Source organism: Nonomuraea sp. NPDC050556, assembly GCF_044457355.1.
Lineage (GTDB): Bacteria > Actinomycetota > Actinomycetes > Streptosporangiales > Streptosporangiaceae > Nonomuraea.
On sequence record NZ_JBITGU010000003.1, the window covers coordinates 199,799 to 217,443 of the forward strand.

At 69.2% G+C, this 17,645-nt stretch carries 14 protein-coding genes; 5 read left to right on the forward strand and 9 right to left on the reverse strand.

Features of this window, described 5'->3' with window-relative positions:
- Positions 1-293 precede the first annotated feature (293 nt).
- Positions 294-3,446 carry a S41 family peptidase gene (locus ACIBG8_RS30055; RefSeq protein WP_397346372.1) on the forward strand — a complete coding sequence of 1,051 codons (3,153 nt, stop codon included), beginning with the start codon at positions 294-296 and terminating at the stop codon, positions 3,444-3,446.
- A gap of 42 nt (positions 3,447-3,488) precedes the next feature.
- Here the strand turns inward: ACIBG8_RS30055 and ACIBG8_RS30060 are convergent, their stop codons facing one another.
- The 5 genes from ACIBG8_RS30060 to lexA form a co-directional block, all read right to left on the reverse strand.
- Entirely contained in the window at positions 3,489-4,229 is a 741-nt protein-coding gene (locus ACIBG8_RS30060; RefSeq protein ID WP_397346373.1) for a hypothetical protein, read from the reverse strand.
- Positions 4,210-4,812 (reverse strand): sigma-70 family RNA polymerase sigma factor, encoded by a 603-nt coding sequence (locus ACIBG8_RS30065; RefSeq protein WP_397346374.1) that lies wholly within the window; start codon positions 4,810-4,812, stop codon positions 4,210-4,212. Before ACIBG8_RS30065 ends, ACIBG8_RS30060 begins: the two co-directional genes overlap by 20 nt.
- On the reverse strand, positions 4,809-4,937 hold the full coding sequence (locus ACIBG8_RS30070; protein WP_397346375.1) for a hypothetical protein: 129 nt from the start codon (positions 4,935-4,937) through the stop codon (positions 4,809-4,811). Before ACIBG8_RS30070 ends, ACIBG8_RS30065 begins: the two co-directional genes overlap by 4 nt.
- Before the next feature lie 188 nt (positions 4,938-5,125).
- Positions 5,126-6,139, reverse strand: a complete 1,014-nt coding sequence (locus ACIBG8_RS30075) for a MalY/PatB family protein (RefSeq protein ID WP_397346376.1) — start codon at positions 6,137-6,139, stop codon at positions 5,126-5,128.
- A 554-nt stretch (positions 6,140-6,693) separates the two neighbouring features.
- Positions 6,694-7,401, reverse strand: a complete 708-nt coding sequence (gene lexA, locus ACIBG8_RS30080) for a transcriptional repressor LexA (protein ID WP_397346377.1) — start codon at positions 7,399-7,401, stop codon at positions 6,694-6,696.
- 1,323 nt (positions 7,402-8,724) lie between these two features.
- Between lexA and ACIBG8_RS30085 the strand changes: the two genes are divergently transcribed.
- From ACIBG8_RS30085 to ACIBG8_RS30100, 4 genes are all read left to right on the forward strand, one after another.
- Entirely contained in the window at positions 8,725-9,057 is a 333-nt protein-coding gene (locus ACIBG8_RS30085) for a hypothetical protein (protein WP_397346378.1), read from the forward strand.
- A gap of 20 nt (positions 9,058-9,077) precedes the next feature.
- Entirely contained in the window at positions 9,078-9,341 is a 264-nt protein-coding gene (locus ACIBG8_RS30090) for a LysM peptidoglycan-binding domain-containing protein (protein WP_397346379.1), read from the forward strand.
- 602 nt (positions 9,342-9,943) lie between these two features.
- Positions 9,944-10,411, forward strand: a complete 468-nt coding sequence (gene nrdR / locus ACIBG8_RS30095; RefSeq protein ID WP_397346380.1) for a transcriptional regulator NrdR — start codon at positions 9,944-9,946, stop codon at positions 10,409-10,411.
- A complete protein-coding gene (locus tag ACIBG8_RS30100) occupies positions 10,408-13,212 on the forward strand; it encodes a vitamin B12-dependent ribonucleotide reductase (protein WP_397346381.1) in 2,805 nt (934 codons plus the stop codon). Before nrdR ends, ACIBG8_RS30100 begins: the two co-directional genes overlap by 4 nt.
- A 43-nt stretch (positions 13,213-13,255) precedes the next feature.
- Here ACIBG8_RS30100 and ACIBG8_RS30105 read toward each other — a convergent pair whose 3' ends face one another.
- From ACIBG8_RS30105 to ACIBG8_RS30120, 4 genes are read right to left on the reverse strand one after another with little or no spacing between them, the layout of a single operon-like run.
- Entirely contained in the window at positions 13,256-14,470 is a 1,215-nt protein-coding gene (locus ACIBG8_RS30105; RefSeq protein ID WP_397346382.1) for an alpha-L-fucosidase, read from the reverse strand.
- Between the two features lie 6 nt (positions 14,471-14,476).
- Complete coding sequence (locus ACIBG8_RS30110; RefSeq protein ID WP_397346383.1) at positions 14,477-15,343, reverse strand: carbohydrate ABC transporter permease; 867 nt, start codon at positions 15,341-15,343, stop codon at positions 14,477-14,479.
- On the reverse strand, positions 15,340-16,272 hold the full coding sequence (locus ACIBG8_RS30115; RefSeq protein ID WP_397346384.1) for a carbohydrate ABC transporter permease: 933 nt from the start codon (positions 16,270-16,272) through the stop codon (positions 15,340-15,342). The genes ACIBG8_RS30110 and ACIBG8_RS30115 overlap by 4 nt, the downstream gene beginning before the upstream one ends.
- Entirely contained in the window at positions 16,269-17,582 is a 1,314-nt protein-coding gene (locus tag ACIBG8_RS30120) for an ABC transporter substrate-binding protein (protein ID WP_397346385.1), read from the reverse strand. The genes ACIBG8_RS30115 and ACIBG8_RS30120 overlap by 4 nt, the downstream gene beginning before the upstream one ends.
- Between the last annotated feature and the right edge of the window lie 63 nt (positions 17,583-17,645).

Consider the following 17,645-nt stretch of genomic DNA (forward strand, 5'->3'; position numbering starts at 1 on the left):
TCTCGGGGCGCTCAGCAGAATGACCCCTCATCTTGTGGGCGCACAGAACCTCGCGATCCCTCAAGGAGGGGGCGCGCTGGTGGGGGCTTTGGGTCTGTACGGCTTCGCAAGGGAACGGCCACCCGCCGACGTGGGTGGCCGTTCTCGCGTCATGGCACGCGGTCGGACGTGGTCCTCGCCGCTGCATCGGGGCGGTTCGCTCTAAGCGCATTCCCCGCAATATCCCCTGATGTCAGGCCCGGTGTGGAAAAATCGCGCGACCCCGGATGGTCACCTCGCATTAATGTGCAGCTGTGACAAACGGCGCATACCTGAGATATCCGCACCTGCATGGTGACCAGGTCACCTTCGTCGCCGACGACGACGTGTGGCTCGCCCCGCTGGGCGGCGGCCGGGCCTGGCGGTTCACCGCCGACCGGACGCCCGTTTCCCACCCCAGGTTCTCGCCCGACGGCGCCAGGATCGCCTGGACCAGCACGAGGGAGGGCGCGCCCGAGGTGTTCGCGGCCGAGGTCGACGGCCCGGAGGGCGACCGCCTGACCCACCTGGGCAGCGCGACCACCGGCGTGCGCGGGTGGACGGCGGACGGCCGGGTGCTCGCGATCAGCGCGTACGGCCAGCCCTCGCGCGACAACACCTGGGCGTACGCGGTGCCGCTGGACGGCGGGCCCGCCACGCGCCTGCCGTACGGCTGGGTGAGCGAGGTCGCGTTCGGCGCCGGCGGCCGGGTGGCGACGACGTCGCCGGTGTGGCGCGAGCCGTCCGCCTGGAAGCGTTACCGTGGCGGCACGGCGGCCAAGATCTGGGTCGACGCCGACGGTACCGGGGAGTTCTCGCGGCTGTTCGCCGACAGTACCGCGCAGTACTGGTCGGTCATGTGGATCGGCGACCGGCTCGCCTTCCTGGCCGACCCGGACGGCGTCGGCAACGTGTACTCGACGCGGGCCGACGGCTCCGACCTGCGCAAGCACACCGACCACGCGGAGTTCTACGCGCGCCACGCCGCCACGGACGGCGAGCGGGTGATCTACAGCCACGCGGGCGACCTGTGGCTCCTGGAGAGCCTGGACGCTTCGCCGTACAAGCTGGACATCACGCTGGGCGGACCCAGGCCCGCACGGGCCAAGCGACCCGCGCCGAGCAAGGTGGGCGGGTATGCGCCCGACGCGACCGGCCGCGCGAGCACCGTCGAGATCCGCGGCACCGCGCACTGGGTCACCCACCGCGACGGCCCGGCGGGCGCGCTCCGCGCGGAGCCTGGCGTCCGGGTACGGCTGCCGCAGCCGCTCGACGCCGAGGGCAGGGCCGTGTGGGTCTCCGACGCGACCGGCGAGGACGCGCTGGAGATCGGCAGCCCCGGCGGCGCGATCACGCCGCTCGCCGCCGGTGAGATCGGCCGCGTCCTGGAGCTGGAGGCGGCGCCCGACGGTAAGCACGTCGCGCTGGCCACCCACGACGGCCGCCTGCTCGTGGTCACCCTGGAGTCCGGCGAGGTCAAGGAGCTCGACAGGACCGAGTACGGCGACATCAGGGACCTGGCGTTCTCGCCGGACTCCGGCTGGCTGGCCTGGGCGCACCCGTACCACGAGCCGCTGCAGCAGATCAGGATGGGCCGGGTCGACGGCACCTCCACGATCGACGTCACACCGCAGCGCTTCGCCGACTTCAGCCCGGTCTTCACCAAGGACGGCAAGCACCTGGCGTTCCTGTCCGCCAGGACCTTCGACCCGGTATACGACGTACACGTCTTCGACATGTCCTTCCACGGCGGCTGCAAGCCGTACATCGTGCCCCTCCAGGCCACCACGCCGTCGCCGTTCGACCCCAGCCTGCTGGGGCGCGGCTTCAACGGCGAGGAGGACAAGGACAAGAAGGACAAGGAGTCGTCAGAGGCGCCCCCGACGACCGAGGTGGACGCCGAGGGCCTCGCCTCGCGCATCGTGCCCGTTCCCGTCCCGGCCGCCCGCTACGGCAACCTGAGCACCGCTAAGGACGCGTTGCTCTGGCTGCGCCACCCGTCGGCCGGCGAGCTCGGCGACGGCAGCGAGTCGACGCCCGAGGTCGTCCTGGAGCGCTACGACCTCAAGAAGCGCGCCAAGAGCGAGCTGGGCAAGGAGTTCTCGTCGTTCAGGGTCAGCAATGACGGCAGCCGAATCGTCGCCAACGGCAAGAACGGCCTGCAGACCCGCTCGGCGGCCGAGGGCGAGGAGATCGTCACCATCGACCTCGACCGGGTCACCGTCGCCATCGACCCGGTCGCCGAGTGGCGTCAGAGCTTCCACGAGGCCGGTCGGCTCATGCGCGACCACTTCTGGCGCGCCGACATGAACGGCGTCGACTGGCAGGGCGCGCTGGAGCGCTACGCCCCGCTGGTGGACCGGCTGGGCACCTACTCCGAGCTGATCGACCTGCTGTGGGAGGTGCAGGGCGAGCTCGGCACCTCCCACGCCTACGCGCGGCCCAACGGGGCCTACACCGACCCCAAGCGCCGCCAGGGCCTGCTCGGCGCGGACCTGTCTGTGAACGCCGACGGCGCCTGGGTCGTGGACCGCATCCTGCCCGGCGAGTCGTCCGACCACGCGGCGCGCTCGCCGCTGCTCGCGCCCGGCGTCGCCGTACGGGCCGGGGACACGATCGTCGCGGTCGGCGGCCGGCCCGTCGACCCCGTGCGCGGCCCCCTGGCCTCCCTGGCCGGTACGGCCGGGCAGCCCGTCGAGCTGACCATCAGGCCGGCCGCCGGCGGCGAGACGCGCCGGGTCGTCGTGACGCCGCTGGCCGACGACACCCAGCTGCGCTACCACGACTGGGTGGAGAGCCGGCGTGCGCAGGTGCGTACAGCGTCGGGAGGACGGCTCGGCTACCTGCACGTCCCGGACATGGTCGCCAGCGGCTGGGCGCAGCTCCACCGCGACCTGCGCACCGAGATGGCCTACGACGGGCTCGTCGTGGACGTGCGCGGCAACGGCGGCGGGCACCTGTCCGAGCTGGTCCTGGAGAAGCTGTCGCGCAAGGTCTCCGGGTGGGCGCTGGCGCGCGGCTACGCGCCGGCGCGCTACCCCGTCGACTCGCCGCGCGGGCCCATCGTGGCGATCACCGACGAGTTCGCCGGGTCCGACGGCGACATCGTCAGCGCCGGGATCAAGAACAGGAAGCTCGGGCCGCTGATCGGGACGCGGACGTGGGGCGGCGTGATCGGCATCGACATGCGTTACGCGCTCGTCGACGGGACCGTGGTCACGCAGCCGAGGTACTCGTTCTGGCTGGAGGGCCAGGGCTGGGGCGTCGAGAACTACGGCGTCGACCCCGACATCGAGGTCGTCATCACCCCGCAGGACCGGGTCGCAGGCCGGGATCCGCAGCTGGACAAGGCCATCGAGCTGGCGCTGGCCGCGCTCGACGAGTCCCCGGCGGCGACCCCGCCGCCCCTGCCGCCGATCCCCTCCTGACCTGTGGTGAAGGCCCGGCGCGCCGTACGCGCCGGGTCTTCCCTAGCCGCACGGGCGCAGGTCCGACTTCGTGATGATCCGGTACCGGCCGTCGCCGAGCGTGACCGAGCTTTCCAGCACGTTCACGTTCACCCCGGCGGGCCAGATGGTCGCGTCATCCCAGATGAAGTCGAACAGCACGTCGATGGGGCTGACCCGCTGGCGCGACAGATCCATCCCGCACAGGTCCATCGTCGCGGTGGCGTCGGGAGCCGCCAGCCGGTCCAGCTCCACGGCCAGGTCGCCGGTCTCCGCCAGCGCCTGGCCCAGCGTCCTGATCAGGCGCGCGATGACCGCGCTGAGGTAGCTCTCCAGGAGGTGGTCGGTCGTCACCGTGCGTGACAGCGACGTGGCCAGCGCCCGCGCCGTGGCCACGGTGAGGAGCCGGAGCAGGTCGGGTACGGTGGCCAGGTCGTCCACCCTCGCGCAGGTGAACGCGTCCGTCACCCCACCGGCGAGCCCGCGCGCGCGGGCCTTGTCGGGGTAGACGGCGTGTAGTTCGGCCGCGAGGATGTCGGCGCGATACAGCGCCGCGATGATGCTGCGCAGGCGGACCCTGGCCACCGACGGCCAGTCGTTCGCGCCGGGGGCCGGGGGGACGGCGTCGAACAGGCCGGTCAGCAGCGCGTCGACGTCGCTGCGCGCCCTGATCTGGCGTTCGAGCGCGTCGTCCGCGACCGTCAGCAGCCGGTCCAGCTCCTCGTCGGTCAGCTGCGGCGGGCGGTCAGGATCTCGATCGGTCACCGGCGTCCCTTCCGCTGTCGCGATACCCGGCCAGGCTGGTCTTCATGGCGGCTCGCGCCTTCTTCCCCAGATCCCTGGCCTGCTGCTCGGTCAGGCCCAGATACGTGCCGATGGCCGCGTAGGTGAAGCCGTCGCGGTGATAGGCCAGGAGCAGCCGCTGGTCAGCGGGCAGCGTGTCGAGCGCCTTGCGTACGTCCATCGCCACGGCCACGTCCTCGGCCCACTCCTTCGCCTGCGTGTCGTGCTGCGGCTGGTCCAGGTCCAGCGGCACCGTGGACCGCCTCCGGCGGGGCTGGTCCCTGAGCCTGATCAGCAGCCGCCGCGCGACAGCGCGGATGTACGCCCGGTGGTCCTCGATCGCCGCCCAGCGCGACGGCTGGGTCATGAACAACCGGCAGGCCTCGGCGAACGTCTCCTGGGCGACCTCCTGGCTCTCCTCGCGCGACGCGCCGCAGGCGGCGATGACGAACCGTTGCACGGGGACGTACTCGTCCCTCACGAAAGCCTCGAAGGCCGCCCTGAAGGTGTTGCGCACCGCCATGGCCTGCGGGAGGGGTTCGGGTTCTGGCTCCTTGTCGCTCATCGCTCGGAGGTCGTCGCCTGCCTGGGCGCGGCCCTCAGCTCGCGCACGAGCAGGCGTTGGGAGCGCGCCTGCACGAGGGTGACGGCGGTGTTGACACAGGCCGCCACCACAATGATCCAATCCATGCCGGTTGCTTCCTTCCTGCGGGACTGTTCTGCCTCTACAGGAGAAGTGGCAGGAAGGAGCAAGATCGGGAAGTACGGCCGGGCCCGCGGTGTCGCGTTCTTGCACGGGCGGTGCGGATCTGTTGGCCTCGATAGCAGAAAGCTCTACTCGGCGACGGCGCTCAGCCTGTCGAGGATCACCTCGAGCTCTACTCGGCGACGGCGCTCAGCCGGTCGAGGATCTCCTCCAGGATCTCCGGGTGGGTGGCGAAGTTGAGCCTCGCGTAGTGGTCGCCGCCGGGACCGAACGACTTGCCGGGGCTCAGCAGGACCTTGGCCCGCTGTTCCACCTTCTCGGCCGCGTCGGGATGACCGAAGTCGAGCCACGCCAGGTAGGTGGCCTCGGGGAGGCGGTAGCCGATGGTCTTGGGGAGGCGGTCGGCGAGGGTGTGGCGGTTCGCGTCGAGGGTCTTCATGGTCTCGGCCAGCCAGGGGCCGCCGTGGGTCCAGGCGGCGATGGTGGCCTCGACGCCGAACACGTTGGCTTCGCCGTACAGCATGCCTGGCATGTCGGACAGTTGCTTGCGCACGTGGGCGGGGCCGATGTGGGCGACGGCGCAGCGTACGCCGCCGAGGTTGAAGGCCTTACTGGCCGACGTGAGGGTGATGGTGCGGTCGGGGAGGAGGGTGGCGAACGGGATGTGCTCGTGCGGGGCGAACGTCAGGTCCGCGTGGATCTCGTCGGAGATGACCAGGAGGTCGTGTCGCTCGGCGAGGTCGGCGATCTCCGTGAGCTCGGCTCTGGTGAAGGCGCGGCCCGTCGGGTTGTGCGGGTTGACCAGCAGGAGGATGTGGCAGCCTGTCACGTCGGGGAGCTCGAAACGCCAGGAGTCGCCGTCGGGGAGCATGGGGATGGGGAGGATCGGGCGGTTCATCTCGGCGAGCGTGGCGACGAAGGCGACGTAGGCGGGGGTGTGGAGGGCGATGGGCTCGCCTGGCTCGGTGAGGTGGTGGAGGAGCACCTGGAGGGCCTGGTTGAGGTCGGTGAAGGCGCGGGCGTGGGAGGGGTCGGGACGCCAGCGGTACCGGGTCTCCATGCGGTGGGCGAAGGCCTCGACGAGCGGGGGAGGGGAGGACTGCTCGTCCCACATGGGGTAGCCGAGGTCGGTGACGATGCGCTTTTCCAGGGCCTCACGGATGACGGGGGCTACGGGGTAGTCCATGTCCGCCACCCAGGCTGGGATGACGCCGGGGGCAGCTTTGGCCCACTTCACACCGTCTCGGAGGGTTTTGAGGTCCTTTGCGGCATTCACCACGTCATTGTAAAGCGCGAGCAATCATCCCCTATGCCCCAGTTTGCCAACCCTCAGCCAAGCCCAGCCATGACCTGTATCCGCCCGGCCCTGGGCCCACCCGCGACCCACACCGGTCTGCCCCTGACCCGCTCACGCCTCACACCGCGCGGCCCTGGCCCGCCCATGGCCCGCTCGCGACCTGCACCGGCCCGTCGGCGGCCTCGCATCGGCCCACCCATGGCTCACTGCGCCGCACCCTTCGTGGCGCTGGCACAAATGGCGCATGCGTCATCGCCATGCGCCCTACAGCACCGGATCCCTCACAGTGCCGCCCCTTCGCGGCGCTGGCCCCATTGCAGCGCCGTACACCCCGTGGTCCTTGGGTGCGCGTGCTTCGCCGTCCCCCCCTCGTTGTGAGGGGAGGCGCGGCGGGGCCGTCGCGGCGCGTTCGGGGGGTCGCGCCGCGACGGCTTCTGCCCTGGTCAGAGGCGGCGGAGCACCGCCACCACCTTGCCCAGGACGCTCGCCTCGTCACCCGGGATCGGGTCGTAGTTGGTGTTGTGCGGCACCAACCAGACGTGCCCGTCCTTGCGCTTGAACGTCTTCACCGTCGCCTCGCCGTCGATCATCGCCGCCACGATGTCGCCGCTCTCCGCGACCGGCTGCTGCCGTACGACCACCCAGTCGCCGTCGGCGATCGCCGCGTCGATCATCGAGTCACCCGCGACCTGCAGCAGGAACAGCGTGCCCTCGCCGACGAGCTGCTTGGGCAGCGCGAAGACGTCCTCCACGCTCTCCTCGGCCAGGATCGGGCCACCAGCGGCGATACGGCCCACGAGCGGGACATATGCCGCAGTAGGCCTGTTCACCGCCGGCTCGTCGTCATTGGCGTCGGGATCCACCCACAGCACGGGCTCGCCGGGCAGCCGCACCTCCAGCGCGCGCGGCCGGTGCGGGTCGCGGCGCAGGTATCCCTTGCGCTGCAACGCCGTCAGCTGGTGAGACACGCTGGACGTGCTCGTCAGCTGTACGGCTTCGCCGATCTCGCGCATCGACGGCGGGTATCCGCGCTGTTGCACGGAATCGCGGATCACCTCAAGGATCTTGCGCTGCCTGGGCGTCAGGCCCAGGGAGTCACGCCGACGCACCGCGAGGTCGCTGACCCCGCTCTCGTCATCGCGCTCGCTCATGCCGTTCCTCCTAGTCCGGCTGGCCGCCTCACCGGCGAACCATCCGGTCCGTGGTCTCAATGTCGCACACAGCGACCGTACCGCCCTTGAAGATCATCTTCAAACAATTGTTCGAGTGTTCCTCGAAATTGTCGGCAGCGTGGTGTACAACATCGTACGGGAGTTCGATCGACACCGTGTTCGATTCGCCGATCTTTGTTCGGCCTTTTTCGAGGCCAGGAGCGTGCGGGAGGTCCATCGTGGGGGCGACCACAAACACACATGCGACCGGCGAGGACGCCCAGCAGCTGACCCTCATCGCGGACCTTACGCGAGAGGAACGCCCATCCAGGCGGCGTCCACGCAGGGCGAACACGGGTGCGACGCCACGCCACAGCGACACGCCCGACGGGGTGGGTTTCGCGCGGGTCCGAGGGGAGGGCCCGCATTCGAACACCACCTCACGACAGGACGGCAACGAAGGAGCTCCCGCGCGAGGCGTCTTGCGACGGGAGGGCGGCGCTGGGGACGGTTCCCCGCCCCCGGGGGTGTCCTCGGGCGGCGGTTCCCTGCGCCCGGAGGTGTCCTCCCGTGGCGGCTCCCCACATCAGGACAATTCGCGCCCCGATGGGGCGGCTGGGTTTTCGCGGTCGGACGCCGAGGGTGGGGGCTCGCGGCGGGGGAGGGCTGGGGGTGACGGGGGCCGGCGCCTGTGGTTGGTGCCGAGCCCGCGTGAGTGCGAGGAAACGGTCGCGGGCGACGAGCCCGCACCAGTGACCGGCGATCAGGGGCCATCGCGTCCTGACGGGCCGGTCTCAGGACAGTCAGCACGGCAGGGCGGCCGGGGGGCGGCACAGGTGGGGAACGACAGAAGCAGCACACGGGGCAGGAAGCCGGTCAGCTCCACGAGCGTGGCAGGCCGGAAACCGGGCGACACCCGGAGCGCGTCGAGCCGCAAGCCCGGCGACGCCGGGGGTGTGGCGGGGCGGAAACCGAGCGACGCCGAGAGTGTGGCGGGCCGGAAGTCCGGCAGCGCCGGGGGTGTGGCGGGCCGGAAGCTGGGCGACGCTGGGGGTGTGGCGGGCCGGAAGTCGGGCGACGCCGGAGGTGTGTCGGGTCGAAAGTCCGACAACGTCGGGGATGTGGCCGGGCGGAAGTCGAGTGACACCGGCAGGAGGGCGGGCCGTAAGCGGGTGATGGGTGGCGCTCGGAGGTCGGCGATCGGCGAAGCGGACACCCGCGAGGTGAAGCGCCGTCCGGCGCGAGGCGCGGACGCCCAGGATGCGACGCGACCGATTCGGACCATGCCTGTTGGGAGTGAGGCCGGGGCCAAGTGGGGGCTGGGTGTCGGCGGCCGAGGTGTGGCGCGCGGGCGTCGTCCGGACGGCCGGGTCCCGGGGCGCGGCGCCGATGGTCAGGGTGCGCGGCGCGGCGGCGACGGTCGGGGCGCGGGGCGCGGCGGCGACGGTCGGGGCGCGGGGCGCGGCGGCGACGGTCGGGGCGCGGGGCGCGGCGGCGACGGTCGGGGTGCGGGGTGTGACGCGGATGGTCGGGGTGTGCGGCGCGGTGCGGACGGGCGGGGTGTGGGGTCCGGCGGGGACGATCGGCGTGTGGGGCGCGGCGTTCGGAAGGTGGGGTGGAAGGGGCGTGACCGGCAGCGCGGAGCGGTGCGGTTGACGCGACGGGGGAGGGCTGTCGTGGTCACCGTGCTCGCGGCTCTCTCGCTGGCCGCCTTCTGGGCGGGGGCGAAGGCGACCAGCTGGGCCGACGACGGCGCGCCGAAGGATCACACCGGTCAACCCTGGGTGGTGGTGGACCGGGGCGACACGCTGTGGAAGATCGCCGACGCCTACGCGGTGGACGGCGACCCGGGAAAGCTGGTCTCGGAGATCGTCAGGCTGAATGATCTCGACGACTCCCTCATCCGCCCCGGCACGAAGCTGTACCTTCCCGCCCCCTGACCTCTTCTCGGGCTCCGGGCCGGAGGTTCTGACGGACCCCGGAGTGGGCCCGCTTCGTTGGGCGCTCCTCGGCGTTGGATTACCGCCTCCTTGGAGGTTTCCGCCCTCCTGGGGTAGGTGTGCTCCCGCTCTGGGGGTACCACCTCCCGACGCCCGACTCCGGTTCGATGCTCCCTGCCGCCGAAGCGTGGGGCCGCGGCCCTCGCAACGCCGCACCGGAAGGGCCCTTCTGGGTGGAATGTGGGTTGGTGTCGGTTTGTTGTATGGAGATGGCCCCACGACAAGACACCCCAAGGGCATGGAACGATAGACCGCGCCCCACCAAGTGATCTTCGCTGATCAGGGCATATGTGGTCACCCGAAAGCCCACCCCCCGCCCCGCCGTACAAGATCGAAAAAGGCCGCGACACGCCCGGCGGGAAACGGCTCGCCGTGCTGATCAGCGACTTCGATTGGAACCCGCCGCTCAACTTGCGTTCATGGTCGGACACTTCTACGGTTGGACCACAACATCTAGTAGTTACACCGATGTAGTTCACCACACCTTGTGTTTACGTGACCCCTCTATGGGCGTGTGGTGACCGCGGTAGAGGAGGCGAAGCGTGCACTGTCCGTTCTGTCGCCATCCAGACACCAGGGTCATCGACAGCCGCTCCACCGAGGACGGGGCGGCCATCAGGCGCCGCCGTACCTGCCCGGAATGCGGGAAAAGGTTCACCACCCAGGAGACGGTCCTGCTGATGGTGGCCAAGCGGAGCGGCGTCACGGAGGCGTTCTCACGGGACAAGGTCGTCGCGGGCGTGCGGCGAGCGTGCCAGGGCCGTCCGGTCAGCGAGGACTCGCTGGCCCAGCTCGGCCAGCGGGTGGAAGAGGCGATCAGGGCCAAGGGTGCGGCCGAGCTCCCGTCCAACGAGGTCGGGCTGGCGATCCTGGGGCCGCTGCGCGAGCTGGACGAGGTGGCGTACCTGAGGTTCGCATCGGTATATCGCGGATTCGAGAGCCTGGCGGACTTCGAATCCGAAATCGAACAGTTGAAGGCGGACAGGGCCAAAGAGATGGGGGAGTCATGACAGAGACGGTCAGCGGTTCGGTGGCGCGCGGGGGGAAGAAGCCCCGCAAGGGGCTCAAGATGAAGCGCATCTTCACCAAGCCGGGGATTCACCCGTATGACGACATCGCGTGGGAGCGCCGCGATGTCGTGATGACGAACTGGCGCGACGGCTCGATCAACTTCGAGCAGCGCGGCGTCGAGTTCCCGGAGTTCTGGTCGGTGAACGCGGCCAACATCGTGACGACCAAATACTTCCGCGGCGCCGTGGGCACCCCGCAGCGCGAGTGGAGCCTGAAGCAGCTGGTCGACCGGGTCGTCGGCATGTACACGAAGACGGCCGTCGCCGAGGGCTACTTCGCCACCGACGAAGACGCCGAGATCTTTGACCACGAGCTGAAATACGCGCTGACGCACCAGGTCTTCGCCTTCAACTCGCCGGTGTGGTTCAACGTGGGCACGCAGTCGCCGCAGCAGGTGTCGGCGTGTTTCATCCTCTCCGTGGACGACCAGATGGAGTCGATCCTCGAGTGGTACAAGGAAGAGGGCGTGATCTTCAAGGGCGGTTCCGGCTCCGGGATCAACCTGTCCCGCATCCGCTCCTCCAAGGAACTGCTTTCCAGCGGCGGTACGGCCAGCGGCCCGGTCTCCTTCATGCGCGGCGCCGACGCGTCGGCGGGCACCATCAAGTCCGGCGGCGCGACCCGCAGGGCGGCCAAGATGGTCGTGCTCGACGTCGACCACCCCGACATCGAAGAGTTCATCGAGACCAAGGCCCGCGAAGAGGACAAGGTCCGCGCGCTGCGTGACGCCGGTTTCGACATGGACCTGGGCGGCAAGGACATCGTGTCCGTGCAGTACCAGAACGCCAACAACTCGGTGCGCGTCTCCGACGAGTTCATGAACGCCGTGGAGAAGGGCGACAAGTTCGGCCTGCGCGCCCGCCTGACCGGCGAGGTCATCGAGCACGTCGACGCCAAGGACCTGTTCCGCAAGATGGCCAAGGCGGCGTGGGAGTGCGCCGACCCGGGCATCCAGTACGACGACACGATCAACGACTGGCACACCTCGCCGGAGACCGGCCGCATCACCGCCTCCAACCCGTGCAGCGAGTACGTCCACCTGGACAACTCCTCCTGCAACCTGGCGAGCATCAACCTGCTGAAGTTCCTGAAGGACGACAACTCCTTCGACGTCGCCAACTTTGTCAAGCTCACCGAGCTGATCATCACGGCGATGGACGTGTCGATCACGTTCGCCGACTTCCCGACCGAGAAGATCGGCGAGACCACCCGCGCCTACCGCCAGCTCGGCATCGGCTACGCCAACCTCGGCGCCCTGCTGATGGCGACCGGCCACGCCTACGACTCCGACAGCGGCCGCGCGGTCGCCGGTGCCATCACGTCGCTGATGACCGGTGTGTCCTACCGGCGTAGCGCCGAGCTGGCCGGCGTCGTGGGACCGTACGACGGCTATGCCCGCAACACCGACGCGCACAAGCGCGTCATGCGCAAGCACGCCGCGGCCAACGACAACCTGCGCACGGTCGGCTCGATGGACGGCAAGATCCACGCCGAGGCGTCCAGGCAGTGGTCGGAGTGCCTCAAGCAGGGCGAGAAGAACGGCTACCGCAACGCCCAGGCGTCGCTGCTCGCCCCGACCGGCACCATCGGCCTGATGATGGACTGCGACACCACCGGCATCGAGCCCGACCTGGCGCTGGTCAAGTTCAAGAAGCTCGTCGGCGGCGGCTCGATGCAGATCGTCAACCAGACGATTCCGCGCGCGCTCCGTCAGCTCGGTTACCAGGAGGAGTCCGTCGAGGCGATCGTCGAGTACATCGGCGAGCACAGCCACGTCGTCGACGCCCCCGGCCTGCGCCCCGAGCACTACGAGGTGTTCGACTGCGCGATGGGCGAGCGGGCGATCGCGCCCATGGGCCACGTGCGGATGATGGCCGCCACGCAGCCGTTCCTGTCCGGTGCGATCTCCAAGACGGTCAACCTGCCGGAGTCGGCGACGATCGACGACATCGAGCAGGTCTACCTGGAGGGCTGGAAGCTCGGCCTCAAGGCGCTGGCCGTCTACCGCGACAACTGCAAGGTCGGCCAGCCGCTGTCGGCGGGCACGGGCTCCAAGAAGGCAGAAGAGGTCGTCGCGACCGAGCCCGAGGTCAAGGTCATCGAGGTCAACCGGCCCACCAGGCGCCGGATGCCCAACTCGCGGCCCAGCATGACCACCCGCTTCACCGTGGGCGGCGCCAAGGGTTACATGACCGCTTCGTCCTACCCGGACGACGGTCTGGGCGAGGTCTTCCTCAAGATGTCCAAGCAGGGCTCCACGCTGGCCGGTGTCATGGACGCCTTCTCGGTGGCGATCTCGATCGGCCTGCAGTACGGCGTGCCGCTCGAGACGTACATGAGCAAGTTCGTCAACATGCGCTTCGAGCCCGCCGGGATGACCGACGACCCGGACATCCGCATGGCGACCTCGGTGATGGACTACATCTTCCGCAGGTTGGCCCTGGACCACCTCCCGTACGACGAGCGGGCGGCGCTGGGCATCTTCTCGGCGGCCGAGCGCGCGGCGCAGCAGCGCGGCGAGGACCCGGCCCCGATCGTCGACCGCGAGGCCCTGGCCCAGTCGGCTCCCATAGAGGCGACGAGGCCGGAGCCGGTCAAGGAGATCAAGGAGCTGACGCTGGAGAGCCACCAGCGCTTCACGGCGGACGCCCCGCTCTGCATGACCTGCGGCACCAAGATGCGCCCAGCCGGTAGCTGCTACGTCTGCGAAGGCTGCGGCTCCACCAGCGGCTGCAGCTAGTTGCATAGAAGAAGGGGCGGGCCCGGTGGGCTCGCCCCTTCTTCTATGTCAGGAACAGTTCGATGACCGGGACCGGGGTGTCCGGGCGTTGGACCGGGAGCTGGAGGGTCAGGGTGCCGGGGGGCTGGCCGCCCATGCGGGTGTTCTGGGCGGTCTCGCCGGGGTCGACGACGACTCGCTTGATCTCCGATGCGTCGTTGAGTAGCTGGGCGTAGCGGACCTTGCCTGCCAATCCCTCCAGATGGACGTGGCGCAGGGGCCAGCTGAACAGGTGGAGGTACAGGCGGTCGCCGTTCTGGGTCAGGCGGCAGTCCGGGGGTGCGGTGAACGCCGAGGGGCCGCAGCCGCGGATCGAGCGGGCGTGGAGGTCCATCCAGGCGCCGATCTCGGCCAGGATCGGGGTGGCGCGGGGGTCGAGGTCGCCCCGGCCGGTGGGGCCGACGTTGAGCAGCAGGTTGCCGCCCTTCGACACGCCGTCCACGAGCATCCTGATGAGCATCTCGGGGCTCTTGTAGTCCAGGTTGTCCCGGTCGTAGCCCCAGCTTCCGTTCAGCGTCTGGCACGCCTCCCACAGCCCGTCGAACGGCTTGGACGGCTGGTACTGCTCCGGCGTGATGAAGTCGCCGGGAATGCCCAACCGGTCGTTGACCAGGATGTCGGGCTGCAGGGAACGGACCATCGCCAGCAGTTCTGCGGAGCCCCAGTCGGCAGGACCCTTCCCGCCCCACCATTCGGTGCGGTTGGCGTAGGAGAAATCGAAGAACAGATAATCGATCGTTCCATAACGGGTCAGCAGCTCTCGAACCTGGCCGTGCAGATATCGGCGATATTCGGAAATATCCCGCGAAGGGATAGGTGAGGAATCGCGCAAAGGGTGGGTCCCGTCCACGGGGAAGGACGGGTGGTGCCAGTCGATCAGCGAGTGGTAGAAACCCACCTTGAGGCCCTCGGCCCGGCAGGCGGCGACGAAGGGTTCGACCAGGTCGCGAGACGACTTGAACGAGGTCAGATCGCTGTCCCACAGGCAGAAACCGTCATGGTGCTTCGTCGTCAGCACGATATACCGCATACCAGCCGCCGCCGCGGTCCGCGCCCAAGAAACCGGGTCATACCGGTCCGGCGCGAAGTGATCAAAATACACCTGATATGCGGAAGAATCCATTTTCTCCCGCGTCTGTACCCATTCATGCCGGGCCGCCAGCGAGTACAGCCCCCAATGCACGAACATCCCAAATCTATCGTTCACAAACCAGTTCATGAAAAATCATCCCTTGAGGGCGCCGGACGACAGCCCGTGCACGAACGAACGCTGGAAGAACAGGAAGACGATCACCGAGGGAAGCAACGCCAGCAACGACGCCGCCATCACCACCCCGGGCGTGACGATCGGGTCGATCCGCAGGGTCCGCAGCGCCAGCGGCAGCGTGTACGTGGACGAGTCGCTCGCCACCAGCATCGGCAGCAGGTACTGGTCCCAGATCATGGTGAACCCGAACACCCCGATGACCCCCAGCGCCGGACGGCACATCGGCAGGATGATCTGCGCGAAGATCCGCAGCTCCCCGGCTCCGTCGATCCGCGCCGCCTCCTCCAGCTCGCGCGGCACGTCCTTCATGAACTCCGTCATGACCAGGATCGAGAACGCCCAGGCCCCCAGCGGCACGATCATGCCCGCCAGCGTCCCGATCAGGTTGATGTGCAGCACCGGCAGGTCGGACAGGATCAGCGACAGCGGGATCGCCAGGATCTCCTCCGGCAGCATGAGCGTGGCCAGGATCGCGACGAACACGATCGTCATGAACCTGAACCGCTTGCGCGCCAGCGCGTACGACGCCAGCGTCGAGACGACCACCTGCAGCAGCAGCCCGAACCCCACCACGAAGAAGGAGTTCAGGAGGTACTTCAGCACCCCCTGGTCCACGGCGACGGTGAAGTTGTCCAGCGTCGGGCTGGTCGGCACGACGCTCAGCTGGGTCGGGTCCGACACGTGGTTGAAGGCGCTCACCAGCAGCGCGAGGAGCGGCCCGGCGAACACCACCAGGACCACGGCGTACAGCACGCCCTTCAGCACGCGCGCGAGAGGCGTCCTGCTCTCCTTGAGCCCGAGAGCGGTCTCACTGCCCGAGGTCATGGGTTCTCCCTTCGCCGCAGAACGGACACCACGACGGTCAGCAACAACGTGGCCAGGAACAGCAGGACCGCTCCCGCCGACGCGACGCCGAGCCGGTTCTGCTCCAGTCCGAGCTTGGTGATCAGCGTCATCACGACTTCGGTGGACCCGTTCGGCCCGCCGTTCGTCAGCAGGTAGACCTCGGTGAAGACGCGCAGGCCGCGGATGGCCGCCAGGATGAACAGGATCGAGAACACCGAGCGCAGTCCGGGCAGCGTGACGTGCAGCAGCCTGCGCCACCGCGAGGCCCCGTCGACGATCGCCGCCTCGTAGAGATCCCTGTTGACTCCCGCCAGCCCGGCCAGGAAGATCATCATGTCGTACGGAGCGCCGCGCCAGACCCCGGTCACGATCACCGAGGCCATGGACGTGTGCGGGTCGTTGATGAACCCGGACGGCCCCAGCCCCACCAGCCCGATCAGCGAGTTCAGCATCCCGTCGCCGGTCGGGTGGTACATGATCCGCCACAGCTCCGCGACGACCGCCATCGGCACCACGACCGGCAGGAACGCGGCGGAGCGGATGAAGCTGAGCCGCCGGCTCTGCCCCTCCATCAGCAGCGCCAGGATCAGCCCGAGCAGCATCGACCCGGCCGTCTGGAACAGCGCGAGGAGCACGGTGTGCCAGGCGGCCTGCTGGAAGCCGTCCGAGCTGACGACCTTGGCGTAGTTGTCGCCGCCCACCCACGTGCTGCCGAGGAACGGCTGCACGTTCTGGAACGACATCACCAGGGCCTGGCCCATGGGGACGAACTTGAAGTACAGGAACAGCACGAGCGCCGGGGACAGGAACAACCAGGGGACCCACCAGCGCCCGCCCCGCCCAGAGAACCTGGGCGGGGCCTGTTCAGAGGAGCCGGTGTCGGCCGGCTTCAGCTGAGTGACGGTCATGACGCGGCGACGCCCTGCTCCGCGAGGATCGCGGCGAGCTTCGTGTCCAGCTTCTGCAGCTCCGCCTTCAGGTCCAGGCCGCAGTCGGCGACCAGGGCGTTGACGGTCTCGGACGCGGTCTGGCGCACCGGGGTCCAGTTGGGGAGCGACGGCGCGTAGTGGCCGGACGAGGCGTAGACGTCGGCGAAGGTCTTCCACCGGGGGTCGGGGCGCACGGCGGCGATGTCGACGGTCTTGTTGACCGGGAGCTGCACGATGTAGGCGGTGTCGCCCTCCATGCCGACCTTCTGGCCCTCGGCCGAGGTGGCGAAGGAGGCGAAGGCGTCCTGCGCGGCGTTGTTCGGCGACCCGGCCATCAGGTAGATCGCGCCGCCCTCGGCCAGCACGTCGGAGTTCTTGGCGCCCTTGGGCATGGGCACGACCTCGTACTTGTCCTTGCCGAGCGATTTGTCGTACCGCGGCATCAGGTACGGGCCGACGACGTACATGCCGGTCTTGCCCGCCTCGAACGTCTCGTTGGTCGGCGGCGTGTCCATGGTCACCGCGCCGGGCTGGATGACCTTGTCCTTGCAGGCCAGGTCGCGGAACCACTGCATGGCCGAGGTGGACTCCGGGGTGGACATGGCCGGCTTGAACTTGCCGCCGCCCGCGTCAGCGACGAAGTCGCCGCCCGCCGCCCAGAGGAAGTTGGAGAAGTACCAGGACGCGTAGCCGCGCTTGGTCGACAGCGGCGCCGCCAGCCCGTAGGTGTCTGCCTGGCCGTTGCCGTCCGGGTCCTTCTCGGTGAACGCCTTGGCCATGGCGACGATGTCGTCCCAGCTCTGCGGCGTCTGCAGGCCCAGCTTCTCCCGCCAGTCCTTGCGGATCAGCAACGCGGTGGCCTGGGCCGAGTACGGCACGCCGTACTGCTTGCCGTCGGCCGCCTTGCCCGAGGCGAGCCCGCGCTCGGTGAGGTCCTTGGCGCTGGCCAGCTTGCTGAGGTCGATCTCCCGCAGCAGGCCCTGGCTCTGCATGGTGCCCAGCTGCGCGACGTCGTTCATGACGATGTCGGGCAGGTCCTTCTGGGCCGCCCGCTGCTGCATCTTCGTCTCGAAGTCGTCGAAGATCGCGGTCACCTTGATCTTGAACCCGGTCGCCTTCTCGAACGCGGCGGCCAGCCTCTGGGTGCCCTGGTCGCCGGGCCCGCCGGGGGTGGTCCTGGTCCAGAGCTCGAGCGGGGCCTTGGCGTCCTGCTCGACGTTCGTCGCTGCGCCCGTGGAACACCCCGTGAGCACCACCAGCGACGCCAGAAGTATGGAAGTTGTTCGCATATGTGGACGGCTCCCTCTATTTGGATGGCGTGATCCGGGACGGTAACGCTGGTCGCGCACACA